Origin of the sequence: Burkholderia sp. Bp9012, assembly GCF_003853825.1 — a bacterium.
Taxonomy (GTDB): Bacteria; Pseudomonadota; Gammaproteobacteria; order Burkholderiales; family Burkholderiaceae; genus Burkholderia; species Burkholderia diffusa.
The window spans coordinates 35,578-59,255 of sequence record NZ_QTQA01000004.1 but is presented as its reverse complement, the minus strand read 5'-3'; the positions used below and the strand labels follow the sequence as shown (position 1 = coordinate 59,255).

21 protein-coding genes are annotated in these 23,678 nt (G+C 65.2%); 5 read left to right on the top strand and 16 right to left on the bottom strand.

Features of this window, described 5'->3' with window-relative positions:
* The first annotated feature begins 104 nt into the window (after positions 1-104).
* A complete protein-coding gene (locus DIE11_RS06375; RefSeq protein ID WP_124622326.1) occupies positions 105-848 on the top strand; it encodes a glycine zipper 2TM domain-containing protein in 744 nt (247 codons plus the stop codon).
* 128 nt (positions 849-976) lie between these two features.
* On the opposite strand, the gene iscX is transcribed toward DIE11_RS06375, so the two are convergent.
* From iscX to DIE11_RS06315, 12 genes are all read right to left on the bottom strand, one after another.
* Entirely contained in the window at positions 977-1,186 is a 210-nt protein-coding gene (iscX, locus tag DIE11_RS06370) for a Fe-S cluster assembly protein IscX (RefSeq protein ID WP_059608404.1), read from the bottom strand.
* 44 nt (positions 1,187-1,230) lie between these two features.
* The gene (gene fdx / locus DIE11_RS06365) at positions 1,231-1,572 is read right to left on the bottom strand and encodes an ISC system 2Fe-2S type ferredoxin (RefSeq protein WP_059464189.1); all 342 of its coding nucleotides are present in this window, start codon (positions 1,570-1,572) and stop codon (positions 1,231-1,233) included.
* Positions 1,573-1,656: 84 nt separating this feature from the next.
* On the bottom strand, positions 1,657-3,525 hold the full coding sequence (gene hscA, locus DIE11_RS06360; RefSeq protein WP_124622324.1) for a Fe-S protein assembly chaperone HscA: 1,869 nt from the start codon (positions 3,523-3,525) through the stop codon (positions 1,657-1,659).
* A 54-nt stretch (positions 3,526-3,579) separates the two neighbouring features.
* The gene (gene hscB / locus DIE11_RS06355; RefSeq protein WP_034176899.1) at positions 3,580-4,107 is read right to left on the bottom strand and encodes a Fe-S protein assembly co-chaperone HscB; all 528 of its coding nucleotides are present in this window, start codon (positions 4,105-4,107) and stop codon (positions 3,580-3,582) included.
* A 94-nt stretch (positions 4,108-4,201) separates the two neighbouring features.
* Positions 4,202-4,525 (bottom strand): iron-sulfur cluster assembly protein IscA, encoded by a 324-nt coding sequence (iscA, locus tag DIE11_RS06350; RefSeq protein WP_011885413.1) that lies wholly within the window; start codon positions 4,523-4,525, stop codon positions 4,202-4,204.
* Positions 4,526-4,589: 64 nt separating this feature from the next.
* A complete protein-coding gene (gene iscU, locus DIE11_RS06345) occupies positions 4,590-4,997 on the bottom strand; it encodes a Fe-S cluster assembly scaffold IscU (protein WP_009691729.1) in 408 nt (135 codons plus the stop codon).
* Positions 4,998-5,065: 68 nt separating this feature from the next.
* Positions 5,066-6,289, bottom strand: coding sequence for an IscS subfamily cysteine desulfurase (locus tag DIE11_RS06340; RefSeq protein ID WP_124622322.1), 1,224 nt, complete (start codon positions 6,287-6,289; stop codon positions 5,066-5,068).
* 63 nt (positions 6,290-6,352) lie between these two features.
* Positions 6,353-6,892: a Fe-S cluster assembly transcriptional regulator IscR gene (iscR, locus tag DIE11_RS06335; protein WP_009691731.1), complete on the bottom strand. Its 540-nt coding sequence runs from the start codon at positions 6,890-6,892 to the stop codon at positions 6,353-6,355.
* A gap of 117 nt (positions 6,893-7,009) precedes the next feature.
* On the bottom strand, positions 7,010-7,492 hold the full coding sequence (locus tag DIE11_RS06330; RefSeq protein WP_124622320.1) for a low molecular weight protein-tyrosine-phosphatase: 483 nt from the start codon (positions 7,490-7,492) through the stop codon (positions 7,010-7,012).
* 101 nt (positions 7,493-7,593) lie between these two features.
* Positions 7,594-7,821, bottom strand: a complete 228-nt coding sequence (locus tag DIE11_RS06325) for a hypothetical protein (protein WP_059608408.1) — start codon at positions 7,819-7,821, stop codon at positions 7,594-7,596.
* A 127-nt stretch (positions 7,822-7,948) separates the two neighbouring features.
* Positions 7,949-9,361, bottom strand: a complete 1,413-nt coding sequence (locus DIE11_RS06320) for a lactate utilization protein B (protein WP_124622318.1) — start codon at positions 9,359-9,361, stop codon at positions 7,949-7,951.
* 34 nt (positions 9,362-9,395) lie between these two features.
* Positions 9,396-10,118: a (Fe-S)-binding protein gene (locus tag DIE11_RS06315; RefSeq protein ID WP_059535864.1), complete on the bottom strand. Its 723-nt coding sequence runs from the start codon at positions 10,116-10,118 to the stop codon at positions 9,396-9,398.
* Between the two features lie 183 nt (positions 10,119-10,301).
* Here DIE11_RS06315 and DIE11_RS06305 point away from each other — a divergent pair, with 183 nt between their 5' ends.
* Entirely contained in the window at positions 10,302-11,111 is an 810-nt protein-coding gene (locus tag DIE11_RS06305; protein WP_059608410.1) for an IclR family transcriptional regulator, read from the top strand.
* A gap of 101 nt (positions 11,112-11,212) precedes the next feature.
* On the opposite strand, the gene pbpG is transcribed toward DIE11_RS06305, so the two are convergent.
* Complete coding sequence (gene pbpG, locus DIE11_RS06300) at positions 11,213-12,361, bottom strand: D-alanyl-D-alanine endopeptidase (protein ID WP_124622316.1); 1,149 nt, start codon at positions 12,359-12,361, stop codon at positions 11,213-11,215.
* Positions 12,362-13,016: 655 nt separating this feature from the next.
* Between pbpG and DIE11_RS06295 the strand changes: the two genes are divergently transcribed.
* The gene (locus tag DIE11_RS06295) at positions 13,017-13,583 is read left to right on the top strand and encodes a phasin family protein (RefSeq protein WP_059608412.1); all 567 of its coding nucleotides are present in this window, start codon (positions 13,017-13,019) and stop codon (positions 13,581-13,583) included.
* 207 nt (positions 13,584-13,790) lie between these two features.
* On the opposite strand, the gene lpdA is transcribed toward DIE11_RS06295, so the two are convergent.
* The 3 genes from lpdA to aceE form a co-directional block, all read right to left on the bottom strand.
* The gene (gene lpdA, locus DIE11_RS06290; protein WP_124622314.1) at positions 13,791-15,560 is read right to left on the bottom strand and encodes a dihydrolipoyl dehydrogenase; all 1,770 of its coding nucleotides are present in this window, start codon (positions 15,558-15,560) and stop codon (positions 13,791-13,793) included.
* A gap of 277 nt (positions 15,561-15,837) precedes the next feature.
* Positions 15,838-17,484, bottom strand: a complete 1,647-nt coding sequence (aceF, locus tag DIE11_RS06280) for a dihydrolipoyllysine-residue acetyltransferase (protein ID WP_124622312.1) — start codon at positions 17,482-17,484, stop codon at positions 15,838-15,840.
* A gap of 70 nt (positions 17,485-17,554) precedes the next feature.
* The gene (gene aceE / locus DIE11_RS06275; protein WP_124622310.1) at positions 17,555-20,251 is read right to left on the bottom strand and encodes a pyruvate dehydrogenase (acetyl-transferring), homodimeric type; all 2,697 of its coding nucleotides are present in this window, start codon (positions 20,249-20,251) and stop codon (positions 17,555-17,557) included.
* A 273-nt stretch (positions 20,252-20,524) separates the two neighbouring features.
* On the opposite strand from aceE, the gene fixL reads away from it, so the two are divergent.
* Positions 20,525-23,041, top strand: a complete 2,517-nt coding sequence (fixL, locus tag DIE11_RS06270) for an oxygen sensor histidine kinase FixL (RefSeq protein WP_124622308.1) — start codon at positions 20,525-20,527, stop codon at positions 23,039-23,041.
* Positions 23,038-23,676 carry an oxygen response regulator transcription factor FixJ gene (gene fixJ, locus DIE11_RS06265; protein ID WP_006493245.1) on the top strand — a complete coding sequence of 213 codons (639 nt, stop codon included), beginning with the start codon at positions 23,038-23,040 and terminating at the stop codon, positions 23,674-23,676. The genes fixL and fixJ overlap by 4 nt, the downstream gene beginning before the upstream one ends.
* Positions 23,677-23,678: the final 2 nt, after the last annotated feature.

Genomic DNA, 23,678 nt, shown 5'->3' with positions numbered 1-23,678 from the left:
CCACGGGACCAGAACACGGCGCCGGAACGCCAAGTCTGCTCGCTCCCGAGCGTGGGATCCGGCCAGCGCCAACGTGCGAAGCCGGGTCGACACCGGAGAACAAAATGGACAACCAGAATCAAACCACCCCGCAAAAGCAACGCCTCCACCCGCTTATCGCGACCGCGGCAGGCGCCGTGATCGTCGCGAGCCTCGCGGCCACCGCAGCGATCACGGGTATCTTCCCGAAGGCCAACAGCAATAACGCGCAGAACGGCCAGACCCAGGCCGCGCTGATCGCGTCGCAGCCGGCCGTCGATACGGCCGCTGCAGCCAGCGCCGCGCTCGCCGCGCAGGCGCAACAGCAGGCAGCCGAACAGGCCGCGCAGCAGAAGGCGGCTGCCGAGAAGGCAGCGGCAGCCCAGGTCGAACCGAAGCCCGCGCCGCGCCCGGCAGCCACGCACCGCCGCCATACGCCGGCGCCGCAACCGCCGCAATACGCGCAGCAGCCGTCCGCGCCCGCACAGCCGGCCTATTGCCAGACCTGCGGCACGGTCGTCGCGATCACGCAGACGCGTACGCCGGGTCAGAGTTCGGGGATCGGTGCGGTCGGCGGCGCAGCGGCCGGCGGCCTGCTCGGCAACCAGTTCGGTCACGGCAACGGCCGCACCGCGATGACGATCATCGGCGCGCTCGGCGGCGGTCTCGCCGGCAACCAGGTCGAGAAGCAGGTGCGCGCGGAAACCGACTACCAGGTACAGGTCCAGATGGAAAGCGGCGCGACGCGCACGTTCACGTACCACAACCCGCCGCCGTTCGGCCAGGGTCAGCGCGTGCGGATCGAGAACGGGACGCTGGTCGGCGCTTGACGCCCGACGCATCGCCGGACAGCCCTTGCACCGTGCCGGAAATGAAAAAGGCTCGTGAAGCATCACGAGCCTTTTCTTTTTGCGGGAGCCTTGCCGGAGCCACATGGCGCGGAGCGCCAGCGCGAACCTCAGTCTTCGTCGTCGAAGTCGGATTCATCGATCCAGTGGGCCTGGATCGCTTCGAGGATCTTCTCGCCCGAGTGCGCCGGGTCGTCGGTGAAGCCATCCAGATCGATGACCCATTGGCGCAGGTCGACGAAATTGATCTTCTGCGGATCGACGTCCGGATGCTTGTCTGCCAGCGCGATGGCAATTTCGCGCGAATCGGTCCATTTCATGACTTGCTCTCCCGTGTACGCGGCGAGTCCGGCCCGCCGGTCCGTCAGTGATTTTCCTTAGCGTGGTTGATCGAGTACTTCGGGATCTCGACCACCAGGTCCGAATCTTCCTTCACGATTGCCTGGCACGACAGGCGCGACGTCGGCTCGAGGCCCCATGCCTTGTCGAGCAGGTCGTCTTCGTCCTCGTCGGACGGATCGAGATCGTTGAAGCCCTCGCGGATCACCACGTGGCAGGTCGTGCATGCGCACGACTTCTCGCATGCATGCTCGATCTCGATCCCGTTGTCGAGCAGGTTGTCGCAAATACTCTTGCCGGGCGTCGCGTCGATCACTGCGCCGTCCGGGCACAGTTCGACGTGAGGCAGCACCACCAGTTGAGGCATGTCCGTTCCGTCAGTCAGGGTGCGGCGGCTGGCGCCGCACGGTTCAATATCGCGCGGGCCGTCGCCGGCCCGCGTGCAGTTCGTTCAGATCTCGTCGAGCCGTCGGCCCGACAGTGCGCGCTTGATGCTCTTGTCCATCCGGCGCGCCGCGAATTCGTCGGTGCCGTCGGCCAGCGTCTTGGTCGCGGTTTCGATCGCGTCCGTGTCGTCGCCCTGCGCGATCGTGCGCAGCGCCGCGACGAGCGCGTCGACCTGCGTGCGTTCGGCGTCATCGAGCAATTCGCCGTCGGTCGCCAGCGCCGCCTGCGTCGCCTCGATCATCCGCTCGGCCTCGACCTGCGCTTCGCGCAGCGCGCGCGCCCGCATGTCGATCTCGGCGGTCTTGAAGCTGTCTTCGAGCATCTTCGCGATGTCGTCGTCGGCGAGGCCGTACGACGGCTTCACGACGACCGACGCCTCGACGCCCGAATGTTGCTCGCGCGCGAACACCGACAGCAACCCGTCCGCATCGACCTGGTAAGTCACGCGGATGCGCGCCGCACCGGCCGTCATCGGCGGGATGCCGCGCAGCTCGAAGCGCGCGAGCGACCGGCAGTCGGCGACGAGCTCGCGCTCGCCTTGCACGACGTGGATCGCCATCGCGGTCTGGCCATCCTTGAAGGTCGTGAATTCCTGCGCACGCGCAATCGGAATCGTCGAATTGCGCGGAATGATCTTCTCGACGAGACCGCCCATCGTCTCGACGCCGAGCGACAGCGGGATCACGTCGAGCAGCAGCCAGTCGTCGCCGCTGCCGCGATTACCGGCGAGCAGGTCGGCCTGGATCGCCGCGCCCAGCGCGACAACCTGGTCGGGATCGAGATTGACGAGCGGCGGCTGGCCGAAATGCTTCGCGACCGCCTCGCGGATCACCGGCATGCGCGTCGCGCCGCCGACGAGCACGACACCCTTGATGTCGGCCGGCGTTACCTGCGCGTCGCGCAATGCCTTGCGGGTCGGCGTCAGCGTACGCTGCACGAGCGGCTCGACGAGGGCGGCGAACGTGTCGTGCGAGATCGTCTGCTCGAGCCGGGCACCGCTCGACAGCGTCACGTCGAGCGACGCCTGCGGCGCGGACGACAGCGCTTCCTTCAGCACGCGCACGCGATCGAGCAGCAGGCGCACGTCCTCGGGCGCAAGCGCCTTCGCATCGATGCCGGCATGCGCGAGCACGTGGCCGAACAGCGCGTGGTCGAAATCGTCGCCGCCGAGCGCGGAATCGCCGCCCGCGGCCAGCACTTCGAACACGCCCTTGGTCAGCTTCAGGATCGACAGGTCGAACGTGCCGCCGCCGAGGTCGTACACCGCGTAGAGGCCTTCGGCCGCGTTGTCGAGACCATAGGCGATCGCGGCCGCGGTCGGTTCGTTCAGCAGGCGCAGGACGTTGATGCCCGCGAGACGCGCGGCGTCCTTCGTCGCCTGGCGCTGCGCGTCATCGAAGTACGCGGGCACCGTGATCACCGCGCCGACCAGTTCGTCGCCGAGCGTGTCTTCCGCACGGTAACGCAGCGTCGCGAGAATCTCGGCCGACACTTCGACCGGGCTTTTCACGCCGTCGATCGTGCGGATCTGCACCATGCCCGGTGCATCGACGAATTCGTAAGGCGCGTTCGCCGCGCCTTCGACCTCGGCCTTGCCGCGGCCCATGAAGCGCTTGACCGACACGATCGTGTTGCGCGGATCGGTCGCGGCCTGCTCCTTCGCTTCGTGACCGATGCGGCGGCCGCCCTTCTCGAGATAACGGACCACCGACGGCAGCAGTACGCGGCCCGCCTCGTCCGGCAGCACTTCGGGCACGCTGTTGCGCACGGCCGCGACGAGCGAGTTCGTCGTGCCGAGATCGATCCCGACAGCGAGTCGCCGCTGGTGCGGCGCCGGCGCCATGCCCGGTTCGGAAATTTGCAGTAAAGCCATCTTGGTTCGTTCGGGCGCTCGGCCCGTTTGCTGCGCGTGCCGCGAGGCACGCGGTTAAGTTTCGAGGCGCTCGATCTGCGCGCCCACTTCCGACGCGACCCGTTCGATGAACATCAGCTGGCGCACGGCTTCGGCGGCGGCCTGGTCGGCTGCGCTGTCGAGCAGCGTGCCGAGGCGCTCGAGGCGCACGCGCTTTTCGTCGCGCAATTCGGCGAGCAGCGCATCGAGCGCATCGACGTTGCGGGCGGCAGCGGCATCCTCGATGCCTTCGCGCCACTCCATCTGCTGCATCAGGAACGCGGGCTCCATCGCGGTGTTGTTTTCGGCACCGATGTCGACGCCGCGCAGCGACAGCAGATAGGTCGCGCGTTTCAGCGGATCGCGCAGCGTGCGGTAGGCTTCGTTCGCACGGGTCGCCCATTGCATCGCGATGCGCTTTTGCGCGTCGCCGGCCGCCGCGAAGCGGTCCGGGTGGACCTGCGTCTGCACCGTGCGATACGCGCTGTCGAGCGCAGCCTCGTCGAGCGCGAATTGCGCCGGCAGGTGAAACAGATCGAAGTGGCTGTCTTTCAGCGAAACCATCGTCGCGTTCAATTCCGGTTCGTCGCGCGGCAAACGCCGCACATTAAAAAGGCGGCTCGTGCCGCCTCTTGCCCGCATCGCGCGGATACCCGCGTCACACGCGGAACGATTCGCCGCAACCGCACTCGTCCTTCACGTTCGGGTTGTTGAACTTGAACCCTTCGTTCAGGCCTTCGCGTGCAAAGTCGAGCTCGGTGCCGTCGATGTACGCGAGGCTTTTCGGGTCGACGACGACCTTCACGCCATGGCTCTCGAACACCTGATCCTCGGGGGCCAGCTCGTCGACATACTCGAGCTTGTACGCGAGCCCCGAGCACCCGGTCGTGCGAACGCCAAGCCGCAGGCCCACACCCTTGCCGCGACGGACGAGGTATTTCTGGACGTGCTGTGCTGCTTTTTCGGTCAGTGTAATTGCCATGATGTCCTTGCCGCGGCGCGCCACCCGGGCCCGCCGCGTTCCTTCACAAGCCGCTCGATGGCGCTCAGGCCGCTGCCTGATCGCCTTCCTTCGTGTCGTGGCGCTTCTTGTAGTCGGCCACGGCTGCCTTGATCGCGTCTTCCGCAAGAATCGAGCAGTGAATCTTCACCGGCGGCAGGGCCAGCTCTTCGGCGATCTGCGTGTTCTTGATCGACAGCGCCTCGTCGAGGGTCTTGCCCTTCACCCATTCGGTCACGAGCGAGCTCGACGCGATCGCCGAACCGCAGCCGTACGTCTTGAACTTCGCGTCTTCGATCACGCCGTCCGCGCCGACGCGGATCTGCAGCTTCATCACGTCGCCGCAGGCCGGCGCGCCGACCATGCCCGTGCCGACCGCGTCGTCGTCTTTCGCGAACGAACCGACGTTACGCGGGTTTTCGTAGTGATCCAGAACCTTGTTGCTGTATGACATGACTCAGACTCCTTGACTCGTTACGTCTGCGTGCGCAAATCCGCCCGCGAATGTATTCAATGCGGTGTTCAGTGTGCAGCCCATTCGATCGTCGACAGATCGATGCCTTCCTGGTGCATTTCCCAGAGCGGCGACAGTTCGCGCAGCTTCGCGATCTTGCTGTTCAGCAGTGCGATCACGAAGTCGACTTCCTGCTCCGTCGTGAAGCGGCCGACCGTGAAACGGATCGAGCTGTGCGCGAGTTCGTCGTTGCGGCCGAGTGCACGCAGCACGTACGACGGCTCGAGCGACGCCGACGTGCACGCCGAGCCCGACGACACCGCGACGTCCTTGATCGCCATGATCAGTGACTCGCCTTCGACGAAGTTGAAACTGATGTTCAGGTTGTGCGGAACACGGTGCTCCATGTCGCCGTTCACGTACGTTTCCTCGATCTGCGACAGGCCGCGCAGCAGCTTGTCGCGCAGCATGCGGATGCGCTCGTTCTCGGTCGCCATTTCTTCACGCGCGATGCGGAACGCTTCACCCATGCCGACGATCTGGTGCGTCGCCAGCGTGCCCGAACGCATCCCGCGCTCGTGGCCGCCGCCGTGCATCTGCGCTTCGATGCGCACCCGCGGCTTGCGGCGCACGTACAGCGCGCCGATGCCCTTCGGGCCGTAGGTCTTGTGCGCCGAGAACGACATCAGGTCGACCTTCAGCTTCGCGAGGTCGATCTCGACCTTGCCGGTCGACTGTGCGGCGTCGACGTGGAACACGATGCCCTTCTCGCGGCAGATTTCACCGATCGTCTCGATGTCCTGGATCACGCCGATCTCGTTGTTCACGTGCATGACCGACACGAGGATCGTGTCCGGGCGCAGCGCGGCCTTGAACACGTCGAGGTCGATCAGGCCGTCTTCCTTCACGTCGAGATAGGTGACTTCGAAGCCGTCGCGCTCGAGCTCGCGGCAGGTATCGAGCACGGCCTTGTGCTCGGTCTTCACCGTGATGATGTGCTTGCCCTTGCCCTTGTAGAAGTTCGCGGCACCCTTGATGGCGAGGTTGTCCGATTCCGTCGCGCCGGACGTCCAGATGATCTCGCGCGGATCCGCGTTCACGAGCGCAGCCACCTGCTCGCGCGCTTCCTCGACCGCGCGTTCCGCGTCCCAGCCGTATGCGTGGCTGCGCGACGCCGGGTTGCCGAACTGCTCGCGCAGGTACGGCACCATCTTGTCGACCACGCGCGGGTCGACCGGCGTCGTCGCGCTGTAATCCATGTAGATGGGCAGGTGGAGAGTCTCTTGGGTCATCTGTCGCTCCGGGAATTCTGTGCAGGGACTATGTGCGTTATGGGGTGTGCGGCGCGTTCGCGCTCACGAACTCGCGATGTTGAACACCGAATTGGGACCGAGCGGCATCGTGCGCACCGGTTCGGCCGGTGCCGCGACGGGCTCCGGCGTGCGCCGGTCGCGCAGCACCGCGGGTGCGCCCTCGCGTGCGCGCTGCTGATCGACGAGATCCTGCAGCGATACCGAATCGAGGTATTCGACCATTTTCTGGTTCAGGGTCGACCACAGCTCGTGCGTCATGCAATGGCCGTCGGGCTGCTTCGAGCCGTCGCACGTGCCTTTGCCGCCGCACTGCGTGGCGTCGAGCGGTTCATCGACCGCGATGATGATGTCGGCGACGGTGACGTCCTGCGCGCGGCGCGCGAGGTTGTAGCCGCCGCCCGGGCCGCGCACGGATTCGACGATTTCATGCCTGCGCAGCTTGCCGAACAGCTGTTCGAGATACGAGAGCGAAATCCGCTGGCGCTGGCTGATGCCTGCAAGCGTCACCGGGCCCTGCTCCTGGCGCAGTGCCAAGTCAATCATCGCCGTGACGGCGAAACGGCCTTTGGTGGTGAGTCTCATGGTGTCTAGGGGACTGCAATCTTGACGATTTTGGTCAAGTATAAATATTTGACGAATTTAGTCAAGTATCCATGTCTTCGACAGGGTATTCGCAGATCGCTGAATACCTCGCCGCGATCAGTGTGCGGCGCCGCTGCGGAGGGTATCGAGCAGGCCCGCGCACGCGCGCTCGACCTGGTCGAGCACCTGTTCGAAGCCCTGCGCGCCGCCGAAATAAGGATCCGCCACTTCGATCTCGGTCGCGCCCGGCGCGAATTCCATCAGGAGGCGCACCTTGTCGCGATGCTCGGGCGGGCAGCGCCGCCGCAATTCCGCGAAATTGGCCTCGTCCATCGCCAGCAGCAGATCGAACCGCTCGAAATCCACCGCGCTCACTTGCCGCGCCCGCAGCGCCGACAGGTCGTAGCCGCGCGTACGCGCCGCCGCCTGCGCGCGCGTGTCGGGCGGCTCGCCGACGTGCCAGTCGCCCGTCCCGGCCGAATCGATCGCGATCCGGTCGGCCAGCCCGGCCGCGTCGACCTGGTGGCGCATCACGCCTTCCGCCGTGGGCGAACGGCAGATGTTGCCGAGACAGACGAAACAGATCGCAACGCGGGACATCGCACTCTCGAAAAGCCGCGGTGAACCGCGTGGAAGAAGAACGCGCCATTATACAAAGGCGCCCGGAATCGCGCCGCCGCGCAAAGCGACGGCGGCGTGACTTACAGCGCCTTGGGTGCGGCGAGCGCGACGTCGCCGGATACGGCCGGCAACGGCTTCGCCGCGTCGCCGACCAGCCCGAACGACACCGCGCGCGCGAGTTCGGCCGATGCCTGATGAACGGCGATCGGGCCACGCGACGGTGCGTCGGCCATCGCGTGCAAATAAGCGACCGCGGCGAGCGGGACGACGATTGCCAGCGGCCAGTACATCGATATTGTCTTTCTCATGATGCGGCTCCTTGACCTCATGCCCCGAAACCCGATTCCGGGGACTACAGGCAGGATTCTATAGACCGCATCTATCGAGATAAATACATGAATAGCGAACGCACTGTTGTCGCTCGATGAACAGTGGTCAGCCGAGGTGGCTTTGGGATGCCGCGTACAGCTCGCGGAACGTGCGCCCGGTCGGCGTCGGCATGTCGCGCGTATCCATCCAGCCGCCCATCATTGGCAGGCGCCGCAGCGTACCGCCATTGCCGCCCAGCCGCTCGAGGATGCGCACCGCGAGCTTGGTCGTCAGCGCATACAGCATCGGCCGGCGCGCGACGAAGCCCCACGCGGCGAGCGCGGCGCGCTCGCGCCACGGCCGCAGATGCCGCTCGACCTGTTTCTCGCGCAGCGTACGCAGCAAGTGCGACAACGGGATCCCGGCCGGGCACACGCTGTCGCATTCGCCGCACAGCGTCGCGGCCTGCGGCAAGTCGAGTGCACGGTCGATCCCCACGTAGCTCGGTGTCAGCACCGAGCCCATCGGGCCCGGATAGACCCATCCGTACGCGTGCCCGCCGACCTTCTGATATACCGGGCAGTGGTTCATGCATGCGCCGCAGCGAATGCAACGCAGCATCTCCTGGAATTCGCCGCCGATCAGTCCCGTCCGACCGCCGTCGACGAGCACCACGTAGTTGTGCTCCGGGCCGTCCTCGTCGCCGGGGCCGCGCGGCCCGGTGAGCAGCGAGAAATAGTTCGAGGTCTTCTGCCCGGTCGCCGAGCGCGGCAGCAGACGCATCGCGGTCGCGAGATCCTCGAGCGTCGGCAGCACCTTCTCGATGCCCGTCACCGCGACATGCACGCGCGGCATCACCGTGCACATCCCTTCGTTGCCTTCGTTCGTGACGACCGCGACCGACCCCGTCTCGGCGATCACGAAGTTGCCGCCCGTCACCCCCATGTCGGCCGACAGGAAATGCGGGCGCAGCACCTCACGCGCCTCGCGCGTCATGTCGGGAATCTCGGTCAGCCGCTCGCGGTGGTGCGTGCGCGCGAACAGGTCCGCGATCTCGTCCTTGTCCTTGTGCACGACGGGCGCGATGATGTGGCTCGGCGGCTCGTTGTCGTTGATCTGCAGGATGTATTCGCCCAGGTCCGTCTCGATCGACTGCACGCCCATCTCGGCGAGCACCGCGTTCAGGCGCATTTCCTCGGACACCATCGACTTCGTCTTGATGACCTTCTTCACGTCGTGGCGTCGCGCGATATCGGCGACGAGCCGCGCGGCGTCGGCGGTCGTTTCCGCGAACAGCACCGTCGTGCCGCGCCGCGTCGCCTCGCGTTCGAACGCCTCGAGCCACACGTCGAGATTCTCCAGTGCACGGTTGCGGCGCGCCTTCAGCGCGGCGCGCGTCGCCTGGAAGTCGATCTCGGTCATCGCGTCGGCGCGTGCGGACACGAACTTCGTCGACAGCTTCTTCAGGTTCTGCTGCAGGCGCTGGTCGGCCAGCTTCTGGCCGGCACGGGCCTTGAAATGCATCGATTGGACTTGCATCGCGGTATCGGGGAAAAGTGAGCGGAACCGGGCGTCAGACGTCGCCCGCCAGCACCTGCGCGACGTGCAGCACGCGCGTGTCGCGGTCGCCCGTGCGGCGCAACCGCCCTTCGATGTTCAGCATGCAGCCGAGATCGCCGAGCACGACGGCGCCCGCGCCGGATGCGCGGACATTCGCGCATTTCTCGTCCGCGATGGCCGCGGAAATGTCGCCGTACTTGACCGCGAACGTGCCGCCGAAGCCGCAGCAGTGCTCGCAATCCTTCATCTCGGTGACGGCCACGCCACGCTGCGCGAGCAGCGCGCGCGGCTGCGCCTTCACGCCGAGCTCGCGCAGGCCCGAGCACGAGTCGTGATAGGTGACCGGCCCCGTGAATTCGCCGGGCGCGAGCGTCACCTTCGCGACGTTCGCAAGGAAATCGGTCAGTTCATAGACTTTCTGCTGAAATCGCGCATAGCGCCCCATCAGTTCGGGGTCGTCGCGGAACAGGTCGCCGTAGTGCGTGCGGATCATGCCGCCGCACGAGCCCGACGGCGCGACGACGTAGTCGAACTGCTCGAACTCGCGCAGCGTCTTTTCGGCGAGATCGCGTGCGAGCGCGCGATCGCCCGAGTTGTAGGCCGGCTGGCCACAGCAGGTTTGCGCGGGCGGCACGAATACCTCGTAGCCGGCTTCGCGAATCAGTTTCAGCGCGGAAAAACCGATTTCCGGACGCATCAGGTCGACCAGGCAGGTCACGAACAAACCGACTCGCATATGCGCTCCTTCGAGAAAACGGCTCTCATTATCCGCCGTTTGGCCGGCGAGACCAACGCCGGCGCGTATGCAAGCGCGCACGGCCGGAAACGAGGACTTCCTCGAACGGCGTTCGCTTTTTTCACGATACGAGATACAATCGACGCAACACCGCTTGATGCGTCAACCGATTCCCCCCCCGACATGAGCCAACCCACCCCGGATTCCAAAACGTCGATCCAGGTGATCGAACGCATGATGCGGCTGCTGGACGCGCTCGCCGCGCACAGCGACCCCGTCAGCCTGAAGGAGCTTGCGCAGCGCACCGAACTTCATCCGTCGACCGCGCACCGTATCCTCAACGACATGGTGACCTGCCGCCTGGTCGACCGCTCCGACCCCGGCACCTACCGGCTCGGCATGAGGCTGCTCGAGCTCGGCAACCTCGTGAAGGCGCGCCTGTCGGTACGCGACGCCGCGCTGATGCCGATGCGCGAACTGCATCGCCTGACCGGCCAGACCGTGAACCTGTCGGTACGCCAGGGCGACGAAATCGTCTATATCGAGCGCGCGTATTCGGAGCGCTCGGGGATGCAGGTCGTCCGCGCGATCGGCGGCCGCGCGCCGCTGCACCTGACATCGGTCGGCAAGCTGTTTCTCGCGGTCGACGAAACGTCGCGCGTGCGCGCCTACGCGACGCGCACCGGGCTGTCCGGCCATACGCAGAACAGCATTACCGACATCGCGAAGCTCGAGCGCGAACTGACGCTCGTGCGCCAGCAATCGTGCGCGCGCGACAACGAGGAACTGGAGCTGGGCGTGCGCTGTATCGCGGCCGGCATCTACGACGACTCGGGCAAGCTCGTCGCGGGCCTGTCGCTGTCGGCACCGGCCGATCGCCTGCAGGACGCGTGGCTCGGCCAGTTGAGCCGCACCGCCCTCACCATTTCGGAATCGCTCGGCTACCGGCCGGAGCCCACGAAGGACGCCGAAGGGCTGCAACGGCACGCATGACCCGCACCGCCCGCCGTTCGACGGCCGGACGAAAAAAAGCCCCGCGATTGCGGGGCTTTTCGTTTGCGGCAACGGCACGGCGGCGAACCGCCGTGGCGCGATCAGGTACCGCCGTTCGCCGTATTGGCCGCCGTCAGGCGCTCGCCGCCGCCGGCGTCGAGCCAGTTGCGCAGGCGCGCCGCGTCGGCGAAGCGCGAGTACTTGCCGAACGAATCCAGCAACACCATCACCATCGGCCGGCCGTGGATAGTCGCCTGCATCACGAGACATTCGCCGGCCTCGTTGATGAAGCCCGTCTTCTGCAGGCCGATGTCCCACGAGCCGTTGCCGCGGATCAGCGCGTTCGTGCTGTTGTAGATCAGGTTGCGCTTGCCCGTATTGACTTCGTACGTGCGATCGGTCGAGAACTGGCGAATCATCGGGTACTGGTACGCCGCATTGACCATCTTCACGAGGTCGCGCGCGCTCGACACGTTCGAGCTCGACAGGCCCGTCGAATTCTCGAAGTGCGTGTCGTTCATGCCGAGCGACTTCGCCTTCGCGTTCATCGCGGCGATGAACGCCGGACGGCCGCCCGCGTAGTAGCGCGACAGCGCGGCAGCGGCACGGTTTTCCGACGCCATCAGCGCGATGTGCAGCATGTCCTCGCGCGACAGGACCGAGCCGACCGACAGGCGCGAACCCGTGCCTTTCTCGTAGTCGCGGTCTTCGTCGGTGACTTCGATCTGGTCGGTCATCGGCGACTTCGAGTCGAGCACGACCATCGCCGTCATCAGCTTCGAGATCGACGCGATCGGCACGACGGCGTGCGAATTCTTGTCGAACAGCGGCTCGCCGGTGTTCTGGTCGACGACGTACGCGACGCTCGAGCGCAGCGCGAGCGCGTCCGGCGTGTCGTGCAGGCCGAATGCCTGGCCGACCGTCGGGCGACGCGGCTGGAACGCGACCTTGCGCACCGCACCACGGTGGCCGTGTACGTTCGACGCGAGCGTCGCGCGCTTGCGCGTGGCCTTCGGCGCATCGGCCGCGACGTTGGCGGATTTCGCGGAGGCGGCCTTCACCGTCTTCTTCTTCGCCGAGGAAGTGGAAGCGGCTTTCTTGGCGGCCTGGTGAGTCTTCGCAGTGGCGGCAAAGGCGTCAGCGGGTGCGACGGACGCAGCGGTCGCCAGCAAGGCGACGGCGACCGACACAGCCGTGCCGAGCGTCATGCTCTGCAACAATCTGCGCGGTGAAAACGATTCGGCTTTCATTGGGGTCTGGACAAAGCGGGCGGGAGTTTCCGCAAGTGTAGTTAAAGCTGAAAAAAAGAGCAATATTAGGCACTTACCGATCGTCGTTAAACCGGAATGTAAGAGTTGACCAACGACGAGTCGATCAACCCTCCCGCTCCCATCGAAAAAATTGATGAGATGCGCTGCCCGACAGCACCCGTCTCCCGATTACCACGCGGTTAATTGAGATAACGTCACTTTGGCGACGAAATAAAGCGGGGAAAGTACGTACCCGGCGCTCGGTGTGCCAGCGGCACCGGTGTCGACCGCGGCGGCGGCACGTCACCACGGCACGCGCATTGAAACGGCGCGCTTTTCGACAGGAGCAGAAGCATAACGTTCCACATGCCTGTCAGGTTTACCTGTGCATGATCATTGTGCGCCGCGCCTTCCCCAGCCAGGTGCGCACCATGTGGGAACACGCCTGAAACCGATTCCGAATCGTCATGATAACTCGTTGTTTTATCGATAATTTGTCGCGATTGTGCAACGCACAAAAAATACTTGACAAGCGTTTTCTCTGCCCTAAAATACGACACATTGCTGCGTTGCACAAAGCACGCGGCTCCGAGGTTCCCCAGCGTAGTGCCCCTTACCCCCTGCGATCGACGCGATCGCTTTTCAGGAGCTTGACATGTCCTTGCTGACCCCCGAGCAAATCGCCGCCGCACAGAAAGCCAACCTCGAAAGCCTGTTCGGTCTGACGACCAAGGCGTTCGAAGGCGTCGAAAAGCTGATCGAACTCAACCTGCAGGTCGTGAAGTCGTCGCTGGCGGAAAGCCAGGAAAACGCGCAGCGCCTGCTGTCGGTGAAGGACGCGCAGGAACTGATCGCGCTGCAAGCGAGCCTGTCGCAGCCGGTCGCGGAAAAGGTGCTCTCGTACAGCCGTCACCTGTATGAAATCGCCTCGTCGACGCAAGCCGAGTTCGCGAAGGTTGCCGAAGCGCAATTCGATGAGCAGAACAAGAAGGTCCAGGCACTCGTCGACAACGTCGCGAAGAACGCCCCGGCCGGTTCGGAAACGGCTGTCGCCGCACTGAAGTCGGCACTGAACGCAGCGAACACGACGTACGAAACGGTCCAGAAGGCTGCCAAGCAAGCCGTCGAGATCGCCGAAACGAACTTCAACGCGGCTGCCGCTGTCGCGACGAAGGCTGCGAGCGCTGCTGCATCGCGCCGTTCGAGCAAGCCGGCCGCGTAAGCGTCCCCTGCTCCTGAAAAAGCCGCGCACTGCGCGGCTTTTTTCGTTTCCGGCGTCGGAACATCCGGTCATCCGGTCGTCGCCGTTGCGGTGGCGCATTTGCGGTCGGTTGCGGGCAAAAGAAAACGCCGCCGTCCGGATATCCCGGGCGGCGGCGTTTTTCGTGGCCGGCACAAGGCCGACACAAGGCCGGCCATGCCGGTCGCGTTACTTCTTGCGTTGCGGCGGCAGGTCCGTGCAGACGCCTTCGTACAGCTCGGCGGCCATGCCGACCGATTCGCCGAGCGTCGGGTGCGGATGGATCGTCTTGCCGATGTCTTCCGCGTCCGCGCCCATCTCGACGGCGAGGCACACTTCGCTGATCAGGTCGCCCGCGTTCAGGCCGACGATGCCGCCGCCGATCACGCGATGGGTTTCCTCGTCGAAGATCAGCTTCGTGAAGCCTTCGTCGCGGCCGTTCGCGATCGCGCGACCCGATGCGGCCCACGGGAACACGGCCTTGCCGTACTTGATGCCTTCGGCCTTGCACTGGTCTTCCGTCTTGCCGGCCCAAGCCACTTCCGGATCCGTGTACGCCACCGACGGGATCTGCAGCGCATCGAAGTATGCCTTCTCGCCGTGCGCGGCTTCCGCTGCGACGTGGCCTTCATGCACGGCCTTGTGCGCGAGCATCGGCTGACCGACGACGTCGCCGATCGCGAAGATGTGCGGGACGTTCGTGCGCATCTGCTTGTCGACGTCGATGAAGCCGCGGTCGGTGACCGCGACGCCGGCCTTGTCGGCACCGATCTTCTTGCCGTTCGGGCTGCGGCCCACCGCGACGAGCACGAGGTCGTAGCGCTGCGCTTCCGCCGGCGCCTTCTCGCCCTCGAACTTGACGTAGATGCCGTCTTCCTTCGCTTCCGCGCCGACCGTCTTGGTCTTCAGCATCACGTTGCCGAAGCGCTTCGCGTTGTACTTTTCCCAGACCTTCACGAGATCGCGGTCCGCGCCCATCATCAGGCCGTCCATCATTTCGACCACATCGATCTCGGCGCCGAGCGTCGCGTACACCGTTGCCATTTCGAGGCCGATGATGCCGCCGCCGATCACGAGCATGCGCTTGGGCAGCTGGCGCAGTTCGAGCGCGCCCGTCGAATCGACGACGCGCGGGTCTTCCGGCATGAACGGCAGCTTCACTGCCTGCGAGCCGGCGGCGATGATCGCCTGCTTGAACTTGACGACCTTCTTGCCGTTTTCGCCCTGCACTTCCATGTGATACGGATCGACGAATGCGCCGACGCCCGTGACCACGTCGACCTTGCGCGCCTTTGCCATGCCGGCGAGGCCCGTCGTCAGCTTCTTGACGACGCCGCCCTTGAAGTCGCGAAGCTTGTCGAGATCGACCTCCGGCTTGCCGAACGTGATGCCGTGCGACGCCAGCGCCGCGGCTTCGTCGATGACGAGTGCCGTGTGCAGCAGCGCCTTCGACGGGATGCAACCGACGTTCAGGCACACGCCGCCGAGGGTCGAGTAGCGTTCGACCAGCACCGTCTTCATGCCGAGGTCGGCTGAGCGGAACGCGGCCGAGTAGCCGCCGGGGCCGGCGCCGAGCACGAGCATGTCGCACTCGATGTCGGCGGCACCTGCGTAGCTGCCGGCTTGCGGCGCGGGTGCAGGAGCGGCTGCGGGTGCAGCGGCCGAGGCCGGTGCTGCGGCCTTCGCGGGTTCGGCTGCTTTCGCGGGGGCGGCGGCGCCGGCCGTTGCTTCGACGATGGCGATGACCGTGCCTTGCGAGACTTTCTCGCCGGCCTTGACCTTGACTTCCTTGACCGTGCCGGCGACGTCGCTGGGCACTTCCATGGAGGCTTTGTCCGATTCGAGCGTGATGAGCGTTTGCTCTTTTTCGATCACGTCGCCCGGCTTCACGTTGACTTCGATGACATCGACGCCGCTGAAATCGCCGATATCCGGAACCTTGACTTCGATGAGACTCATTACTGTCCCCTTCTTGATTAGCTGCAGACAGAGAGGGAGCTGCTCGCGGAAGAACTACGGCCTGGCAAGAGAAGAGAACGCGCACGTGGGCAGGACCACCTTTGCCGTCCGCCCAAGGACGCGCCTTTCTTTTGGTTACTTTTCTTTGGAAGACAAAGAAAAGTGACCGCCGCCCCGCGCAGGGGCGACGCTAGCAGACCGTCAAGAAAGCCAGTTCAACGACGAGGCATGGATAACCGACAAAAAACCACGCCCCCGCGAGCAAACTCCCCGCTCATCAAAGAATGATGCGACGGAAATCGGCAAGCAACGCACCGAGATACGCATTGAACCGCGCGGCTTCCGCGCCATCGATGACACGATGGTCATACGACAGCGACAGCGGCAGCGTCAGACGCGGCACGAACTGCTTGCCGTCCCACACCGGCTTCATCTGGCCGCGCGACAACCCGAGGATCGCGACTTCCGGCGCGTTGATGATCGGCGTGAAGTTGGTGCCGCCGATCCCGCCGAGCGACGAGATCGAGAAGCAACCGCCCTGCATCTGGTCCGGCTTGAGCTTGCCGTCGCGCGCGGCCTTCGACAGCTCGGCCATTTCCTTCGCGATGTCGACGAGGCCCTTTTTGTCCGCGTCGCGGATCACCGGCACGACGAGACCGTTCGGCGTGTCCGCGGCGAAACCGATGTGGTAGTACTGCTTGAACACCAGGTTGTCGCCGTCGAGGCTGGCGTTGAAGGTCGGGAACTTCTTCAGCGCGGCGACGACCGCCTTGATCACGAATGCGAGCATCGTGAATTTCACACCGGCCTTCTCGTGCTCCTTGTTCAGTTGCACGCGCAGCGCTTCGAGCTCGGTGATGTCCGCTTCGTCGTTGTTCGTGACGTGCGGGATCATCACCCAGTTGCGATGCAGGTTCGCGCCCGAGATCTTCTTGATGCGCGACAGCGGCTTCGCCTCGAACGGGCCGAACTTCGAGAAGTCGACCTTCGGCCACGGCAGCAGGTTCAGCTCGCCGCCGCCTGCCGGCGCGGCTGCTGCGCCCGGCGCTGCGCGCTGGCCCGTCATCACGCCCTTCACGAAGCCCGTGATGTCATCCTTCGTGATACGGCCCTTCGGACCGCTACCCTGCACGCGTGCGACTTCGACGCCGAGTTCGCGCGCGAACTTGCGCACGGACGGCGATGCGTGGCTCGCGCGATACTCGCCCGACGGTGCGGCGGCCGGCGCGGCAGCAGCCGGAGCCGGCGCAGCCTTCGCGGGTGCCGGTGCGGCGGCGGGAGCCGGCGCGGCAGCGGCCGGTGCCGGCGCGCTCGCTTGCGGCGCGGCGGCAGGCGCTGCGCCGGCGGCGTCGAGCAGCACAATCAGCGTGCCTTCCGACACCGAATCGCCCACCTTGACCTTGATTTCCTTCACGACGCCGGCGGCCGGGCTCGGCACGTCCATCGTCGCCTTGTCCGATTCGAGCGTGACGAGCGACTGCTCCTTCTCGACCGTGTCGCCGACCTTCACGCCGATCTCGATCACCGGGACGTCCTTGTAGTCGCCGATGTCGGGTACCTTCACCTCGAGCGTGCCACCCGCAGCGGCGGGTGCGGCAGCCGACGCTGCTGCAGCCGGTGCCGGCGCTGCCGCCGGTGCGGGAGCTGCTGCCGGCGCGGCCGCGCCGTTCACCTGCGCCGCGGCGCCGCCTTCGAGCAGGATGATCAACGAGCCTTCCGACACGGAATCGCCCACCTTGATCTTCACTTCCTTGACCGTGCCGGCTGCCGGGCTCGGGACGTCCATCGTCGCCTTGTCCGATTCGAGCGTGACGAGCGACTGCTCGGGCTCGACCGTGTCGCCCACCTTCACGAGCACCTCGATGACGGGCACGTCCTTGTAATCGCCGATATCCGGCACCTTCACTTCGATCGCTTGACTCATCTTTTTGTGTCTCCATGGCCGCGCGCGCCCCTCCCGGAAGCGGCGCGCGGCATCACACGGCGCGTGTGCGTTAAACGGTCATCGGGTTGGGCTTCGACGGATCGAGGTTGTACTTGGCAATCGCATCCGCGACCACCTTGCGCTCGATCGTGCCTTCGTCGGCCAGCGCGTTCAGCGCGGCGACGGTGACCCAGTGACGGTCGACTTCGAAGAAGTGACGCAGCTTCTCGCGGGTGTCCGAACGACCGAAACCGTCCGTGCCCAGCACGACGAAGCGGCGATCGACCTGACCGCGGATCTGGTCGACCAGCGCGCGCACGTAGTCGGTCGATGCGATGACCGGACCCTGCGTGTCCTTCAGGCACTTCTGCACGTGCGACAGGCGACGCTCCTCGGTCGGATGGAGCAGATTCCAGCGCTCGACTTCGTGGCCTTCACGCGCGAGTTCGGTGAAGCTCGGCACGCTCCACAGGTCGGCCGCGACGCCCCAGTCGTTCTTCAGCAGGTCGGCGGCAGCGATCACTTCGTTGAAGATCGTGCCTGCGCCGAGCAGCTGCACGCGCGGCGCCTTCTGGTCGGCGTCGGCCTTCTTGAACGCGTACATGCCCTTGATGATGTCGACCGCCACGTGCTCGCCCTGCGGAATCGCCGGGTGCTCGTAGTTCTCGTTCATCACCGTGATGTAGTAGTACACGTCTTCCTGGTCCTGCACCATGCGGCGCAGACCGTCCTGGATGATCACCGCGAGTTCGTAGCCGAACGTCGGGTCGTAGCTCACGCAGTTCGGCACCGATGCCGCCCACAGGAGCGAGTGACCGTCTTCGTGCTGCAGGCCTTCGCCGTTCAGCGTCGTGCGGCCCGCGGTGCCGCCGAGCAGGAAGCCGCGCGAGCGCATGTCGCCCGCCGCCCATGCCAGGTCGCCGATCCGCTGGAAGCCGAACATCGAATAGAAGATGTAGAACGGCACCATGATCTCGCCGTGCGTCGAATACGACGTCGCCGCCGCGATCCAGTCGCACATGCCGCCCGCTTCGTTGATGCCTTCCTGCAGGATCTGGCCGGTTTCCGATTCCTTGTAGAACATCAGCTGGTCGGAATCTTCCGGCACGTACTTCTGGCCTTCCTGGTTCCAGATACCGATCTGGCGGAACAGGCCTTCCATGCCGAACGTACGCGATTCGTCCGGGACGATCGGCACGACGCGCTTGCCCAGCGCCTTGTCCTTCAGCAGGATGTTCAGGATCCGCACGAACGCCATCGTCGTCGAGATCTCGCGGCCTTCGCCCGTGCCCTTCAGCAGCGGCTCGAATGCGTCGAGCGCCGGTACCGGCAGCGACGTCGCCTTCTCGCGGCGGTGCGGCAGGTAGCCGCCGAGATCCATGCGCTTCTGGCGCATGTATTCGAGTTCCTTCGAGCCTTCCTCGAACTTCAGGTACGGCACGTCGGCGATCTGCTCGTCGGTGATCGGCAGGCGGAACTGGTCACGGAACTTCTTCAGTTGCTCGACCGGCAGCTTCTTCTGCTGGTGCGTGATGTTCATCGCCTGGCCCGACTCGCCCATCCCGTAGCCCTTGATGGTCTTAGCGAGGATGACGGTCGGCGCGCCCTTCGTGTTGCTGGCTTCGTGGAACGCCGCGTAGATCTTGTGCGGATCGTGGCCGCCGCGGTTCAGCGCCCAGATGTCGTCGTCCGACCAGTCGGCGACCAGCGCCTTCAGCTCGGGCGAGTTGAAGAAGTGCTCGCGAACGTACGCGCCCGACTCCGACTTGTACGTCTGGTATTCACCGTCGACGCATTCCATCATGCGGCGCATCAGCGCGCCCGTCTTGTCGCGTGCGAACAGCGCATCCCAGCGGCTGCCCCAGATGACCTTGATCACGTTCCAGCCGGCGCCGCGGAATTCCGATTCCAGTTCCTGGATGATCTTGCCGTTGCCGCGCACCGGGCCATCGAGACGCTGCAGGTTGCAGTTGATCACGAACACGAGGTTGTCGAGCTTCTCGCGGCTCGCCATGCCGATCGCGCCGAGCGATTCCGGCTCGTCCGTCTCGCCGTCGCCGAGGAACGCCCAGACCTTGCGGCCGGCGGTCTTCGCGATGCCGCGCGATTCCAGGTACTTCATGAAGCGCGCCTGGTAGATCGCCATGATCGGGCCGAGACCCATCGACACGGTCGGGAACTGCCAGAAGTCCGGCATCAGCCACGGGTGCGGGTACGACGAAATGCCGTTGCCGTCGACTTCCTGGCGGAAGTTGTCGAGCTGCTCTTCCTTCAGGCGGCCGAGCAGGAACGCGCGCGAATACACGCCCGGCGACGAGTGACCCTGCACGAACACGAGATCGCCGCCGTGCTGGTCGGACGCCGCGTGCCAGAAGTGGTTGTAGCCGACGTCATAGAGCGTCGCGGCCGACGCGAACGATGCGATGTGACCGCCGACGTTCGTATCCTTGCCTGCGCGCAGCACCATCGCCAGCGCATTCCAGCGCGTGTACGAACGGATGCGGTGCTCGATATCCTGGTCGCCAGGAATCTTCGCCTGGGCTTCGACCGGGATCGTGTTGATGTACGGGGTGTTGGCAGAGAACGGGAGGTGTTCGCCGTGCATGCGGGCGAATTCGATCTGCTTTTCGATCAGGTAGTGCGCGCGGCCAGTGCCCACGGAGGAGATCACGCCGTCGAGCGACTCGAGCCATTCAACGGTTTCTTGCGGGTCGTCGTCACGATCGGCGGCGACATATTTCATCACTTCGTTCGGTACAGCGGACATTCTCGTCTCCTGGGTCCTGGAATGTGAGGATCGCTCTTGTGCAGACGCCGCGACGCGGCCGGCTGCGGGCAAGCTCCGACGGATTGTAATGAGCGTGTACGACCACGCGCAACAAAATTTTCGAATTATGAGATCTTTTCTCGTAATGCGGAATATTGCTGCGCTGCACCCTCGCTTCGGGCCTCTCCGGCACGCGTCGCAAGGACAAATCCGTTTCCGTTCAACATATCCGGTATGGGTTTTCCATGTATTGCGCTGCGCTACAATCCTGCCATGTTGACCGATCGGCTTTTCGCACGCTCGGCGCGACCGTCGGGCCCGCCGGCGGAGTCGCAGCCGTCCCGCTGGCACCACGGACCGTGGTGGTCCAACTCCTATTTGCTGACGCCGCTGCTGTCGATCCTCGTGTTCCTCGTGGTGATGAGCCTGATTCTATGGAGCCTCAATCGCCGCGAACAGCAGCAGCAGGAAGACACCCTGTTCCGTAACGTCGCGTGGGCGCAGCAGCAGATCCGCCTGTCGATGACGGGCGCGCAGGAGCAGTTGCAGGCGCTGTCGCGCGATCTCGCGTCCGGCCGCCTCGACCAGAATGCATTCCAGATGGCCGTCGCGGACGTGATGCAGACGCATCCGGAAATCCTCTACCTGAACTGGTACACCGCGCCCGGCGTGCAGCGCTGGCCGACCGTGCACCCGCCGCTGCTCGGCCAGCGGCTCGCGAAGCCCGGCGACGCGCAGATGCAGGACGCCGTGCGCGGCGCGTACGACGAAGCGCGCAGCACGCGCCGCCAGGCCTATTCGCCGCTGATCTACGACGACTTCGGCAACGGCTTCATCACGCTGCAGACGCCCGTGATGCGCGGCGACCGCGAATATCTCGGCTCGATCGCCGCGGTGTTCTCGGTCGAAGGGATCCTGAAGCACGACATCCCGCAGGAGCTGTCGTCGAAGTACAAGATCTCGATCACCGACTCGAACAACCGCGAGCTGTCGTCCACGTCGACGCGCCCGCGCCTGCCGCGCGACTCCCACTACGACCTGCCGCTCGATCCGCCCGGCCAGGGGCTGACCGTGCGCGTGTACGCATTCCCGCAGCTCACGAACCTGACCAACAATACGCTCGTGTGGCTCGTCGCCGGACTGTCGTGCTTCGTGCTGTGGAGCCTCTGGAGCCTGTGGAAGCACACGCGCCAGCGTTTCGAGGCGCAGCAGGCGCTGTACGCGGAAGCGTTCTTCCGCCGCGCGATGGAAAACTCGGTGCTGATCGGCATGCGCGTGCTCGACATGCACGGCCGCATCACGCACGTGAACCCCGCGTTCTGCCGGATGACGGGCTGGGACGAAACCGACCTCGTCGGCAAGGTCGCGCCGTTCCCGTACTGGCCGCGCGACACCTACCCGGAAATGCAGCGCCAGCTCGACATGACCCTGCGTGGCAAGGCGCCGAGCTCGGGCTTCGAGTTGCGCGTGCGGCGCAAGAACGGAACGCTGTTCCATGCGCGCCTCTACGTGTCGCCGCTGATCGACAGCTCGGGCCGCCAGACCGGCTGGATGTCGTCGATGACCGACATCACCGAGCCGAAGCGCGCACGCGAGGAACTCGCGGCCGCGCACGAGCGCTTCACGACGGTGCTCGAAAGCCTCGACGCCGCCGTGTCGGTGCTCGCCGCCGACGAAGCCGAGCTGCTGTTCGCGAACCGCTACTACCGCCACCTGTTCGGCATCCGTCCGGACGGCCACCTCGAGCTGTCCGGCGGCGGCTTCGACCGCGCGCAGGCGTCGTCCGACTCGATCGACATGGTCGACGCGTTCGCGGGCCTGCCGGCCGCCGCGCTGACGAGCAGCACGGCCGATGCGCAGGAGGTGTACGTCGAGAGCATCCAGAAGTGGTTCGAGGTGCGGCGCCAGTACATCCAGTGGGTGGACGGCCACCTCGCGCAGATGCAGATCGCGACCGACATCACGACCCGCAAGAAGGCGCAGGAACTCGCGCACCAGCAGGAAGAGAAGCTGCAGTTCACGAGCCGATTGATGACGATGGGTGAAATGGCGTCGTCGATTGCACACGAATTGAATCAGCCGCTCGCCGCGATCAACAACTACTGCTCGGGCACGCTCGCGCTCGTCAAGAGCGGCCGCGGCACGCCCGAGACGCTGCAGCCCGCGCTGGAAAAGACCGCACAGCAGGCGCTGCGCGCGGGGATGATCGTCAAGCGGATCCGCGAATTCGTGAAGCGCAGCGAGCCGAAGCGCCAGCCGGCGCGCGTCGCGGACATCGTCGCCGACGCCGTCGGGCTCGCCGAAATCGAGGCCAGGAAGCGCAGAATCCGGATCGTCACGGAAATCCTCGCAAGAATGCCTATTATTTATGTCGACCCCGTGCTGATCGAGCAGGTGCTGATGAACCTGCTGAAGAACGCGGCCGAGGCGATGGCCGACGTGAAGCCGGCGTCGGCGGACGGCGTGATCCGCGTGGTCGCCGACATCGACGCGGGTTTCGTCGACATCCGCGTGATCGACCAGGGCCCGGGCGTCGACGAAGCGACCGCCGAGCGCCTGTTCGAACCGTTTTACAGCACCAAGTCCGATGGCATGGGCATGGGGCTGAACATCTGCCGTTCGATCATCGAATCGCATCGGGGGCGTCTGTGGGTGGTCAACAACGTCGAGCCGGATGGCCGCATTTCCGGCGCGACGTTCCACTGCAGCCTGCCCATTGGGGAACCCGCTGATCTCGGCCAAGGGGGGCGCGAGGCATCGGCATCACATACCGTTACGGGAGAACTATGAATAGCCCTGTCACCACCACTCAGGAAACAGTCTTCGTCGTCGACGACGACGAAGCCGTACGGGACTCGCTGCGCTGGCTGCTGGAGGCGAACGGCTATCGCGTGCAATGCTTCTCGAGCGCGGAGCAGTTCCTCGATGCCTATCAGCCGGCGCAGCAGGCCGGCCAGATCGCCTGCCTGATCCTCGACGTGCGGATGTCGGGCATGAGCGGCCTCGAGCTGCAGGAGCGCCTGATCGCGGACAACGCCGCGCTGCCGATCATCTTCGTCACGGGCCACGGCGACGTGCCGATGGCGGTGTCGACGATGAAAAAGGGTGCGATGGACTTTATCGAGAAACCGTTCGACGAGGCCGAGCTGCGCAAGCTCGTCGAGCGGATGCTCGACAAGGCCCGAAGCGAAAGCAAGAGCGTCCAGGAACAGCGCGCCGCGAGCGAGCGTCTGTCGAAGCTGACCGCGCGCGAGCAGCAGGTGCTCGAGCGGATCATCGCCGGCCGGCTGAACAAGCAGATCGCCGACGATCTCGGGATCAGCATCAAGACAGTCGAAGCCCACCGCGCGAACATCATGGAAAAGCTCAACGTCAACACGGTCGCCGACCTGCTGCGCCTCGCCCTGTCGAAGAAGCAGGCCTGAAC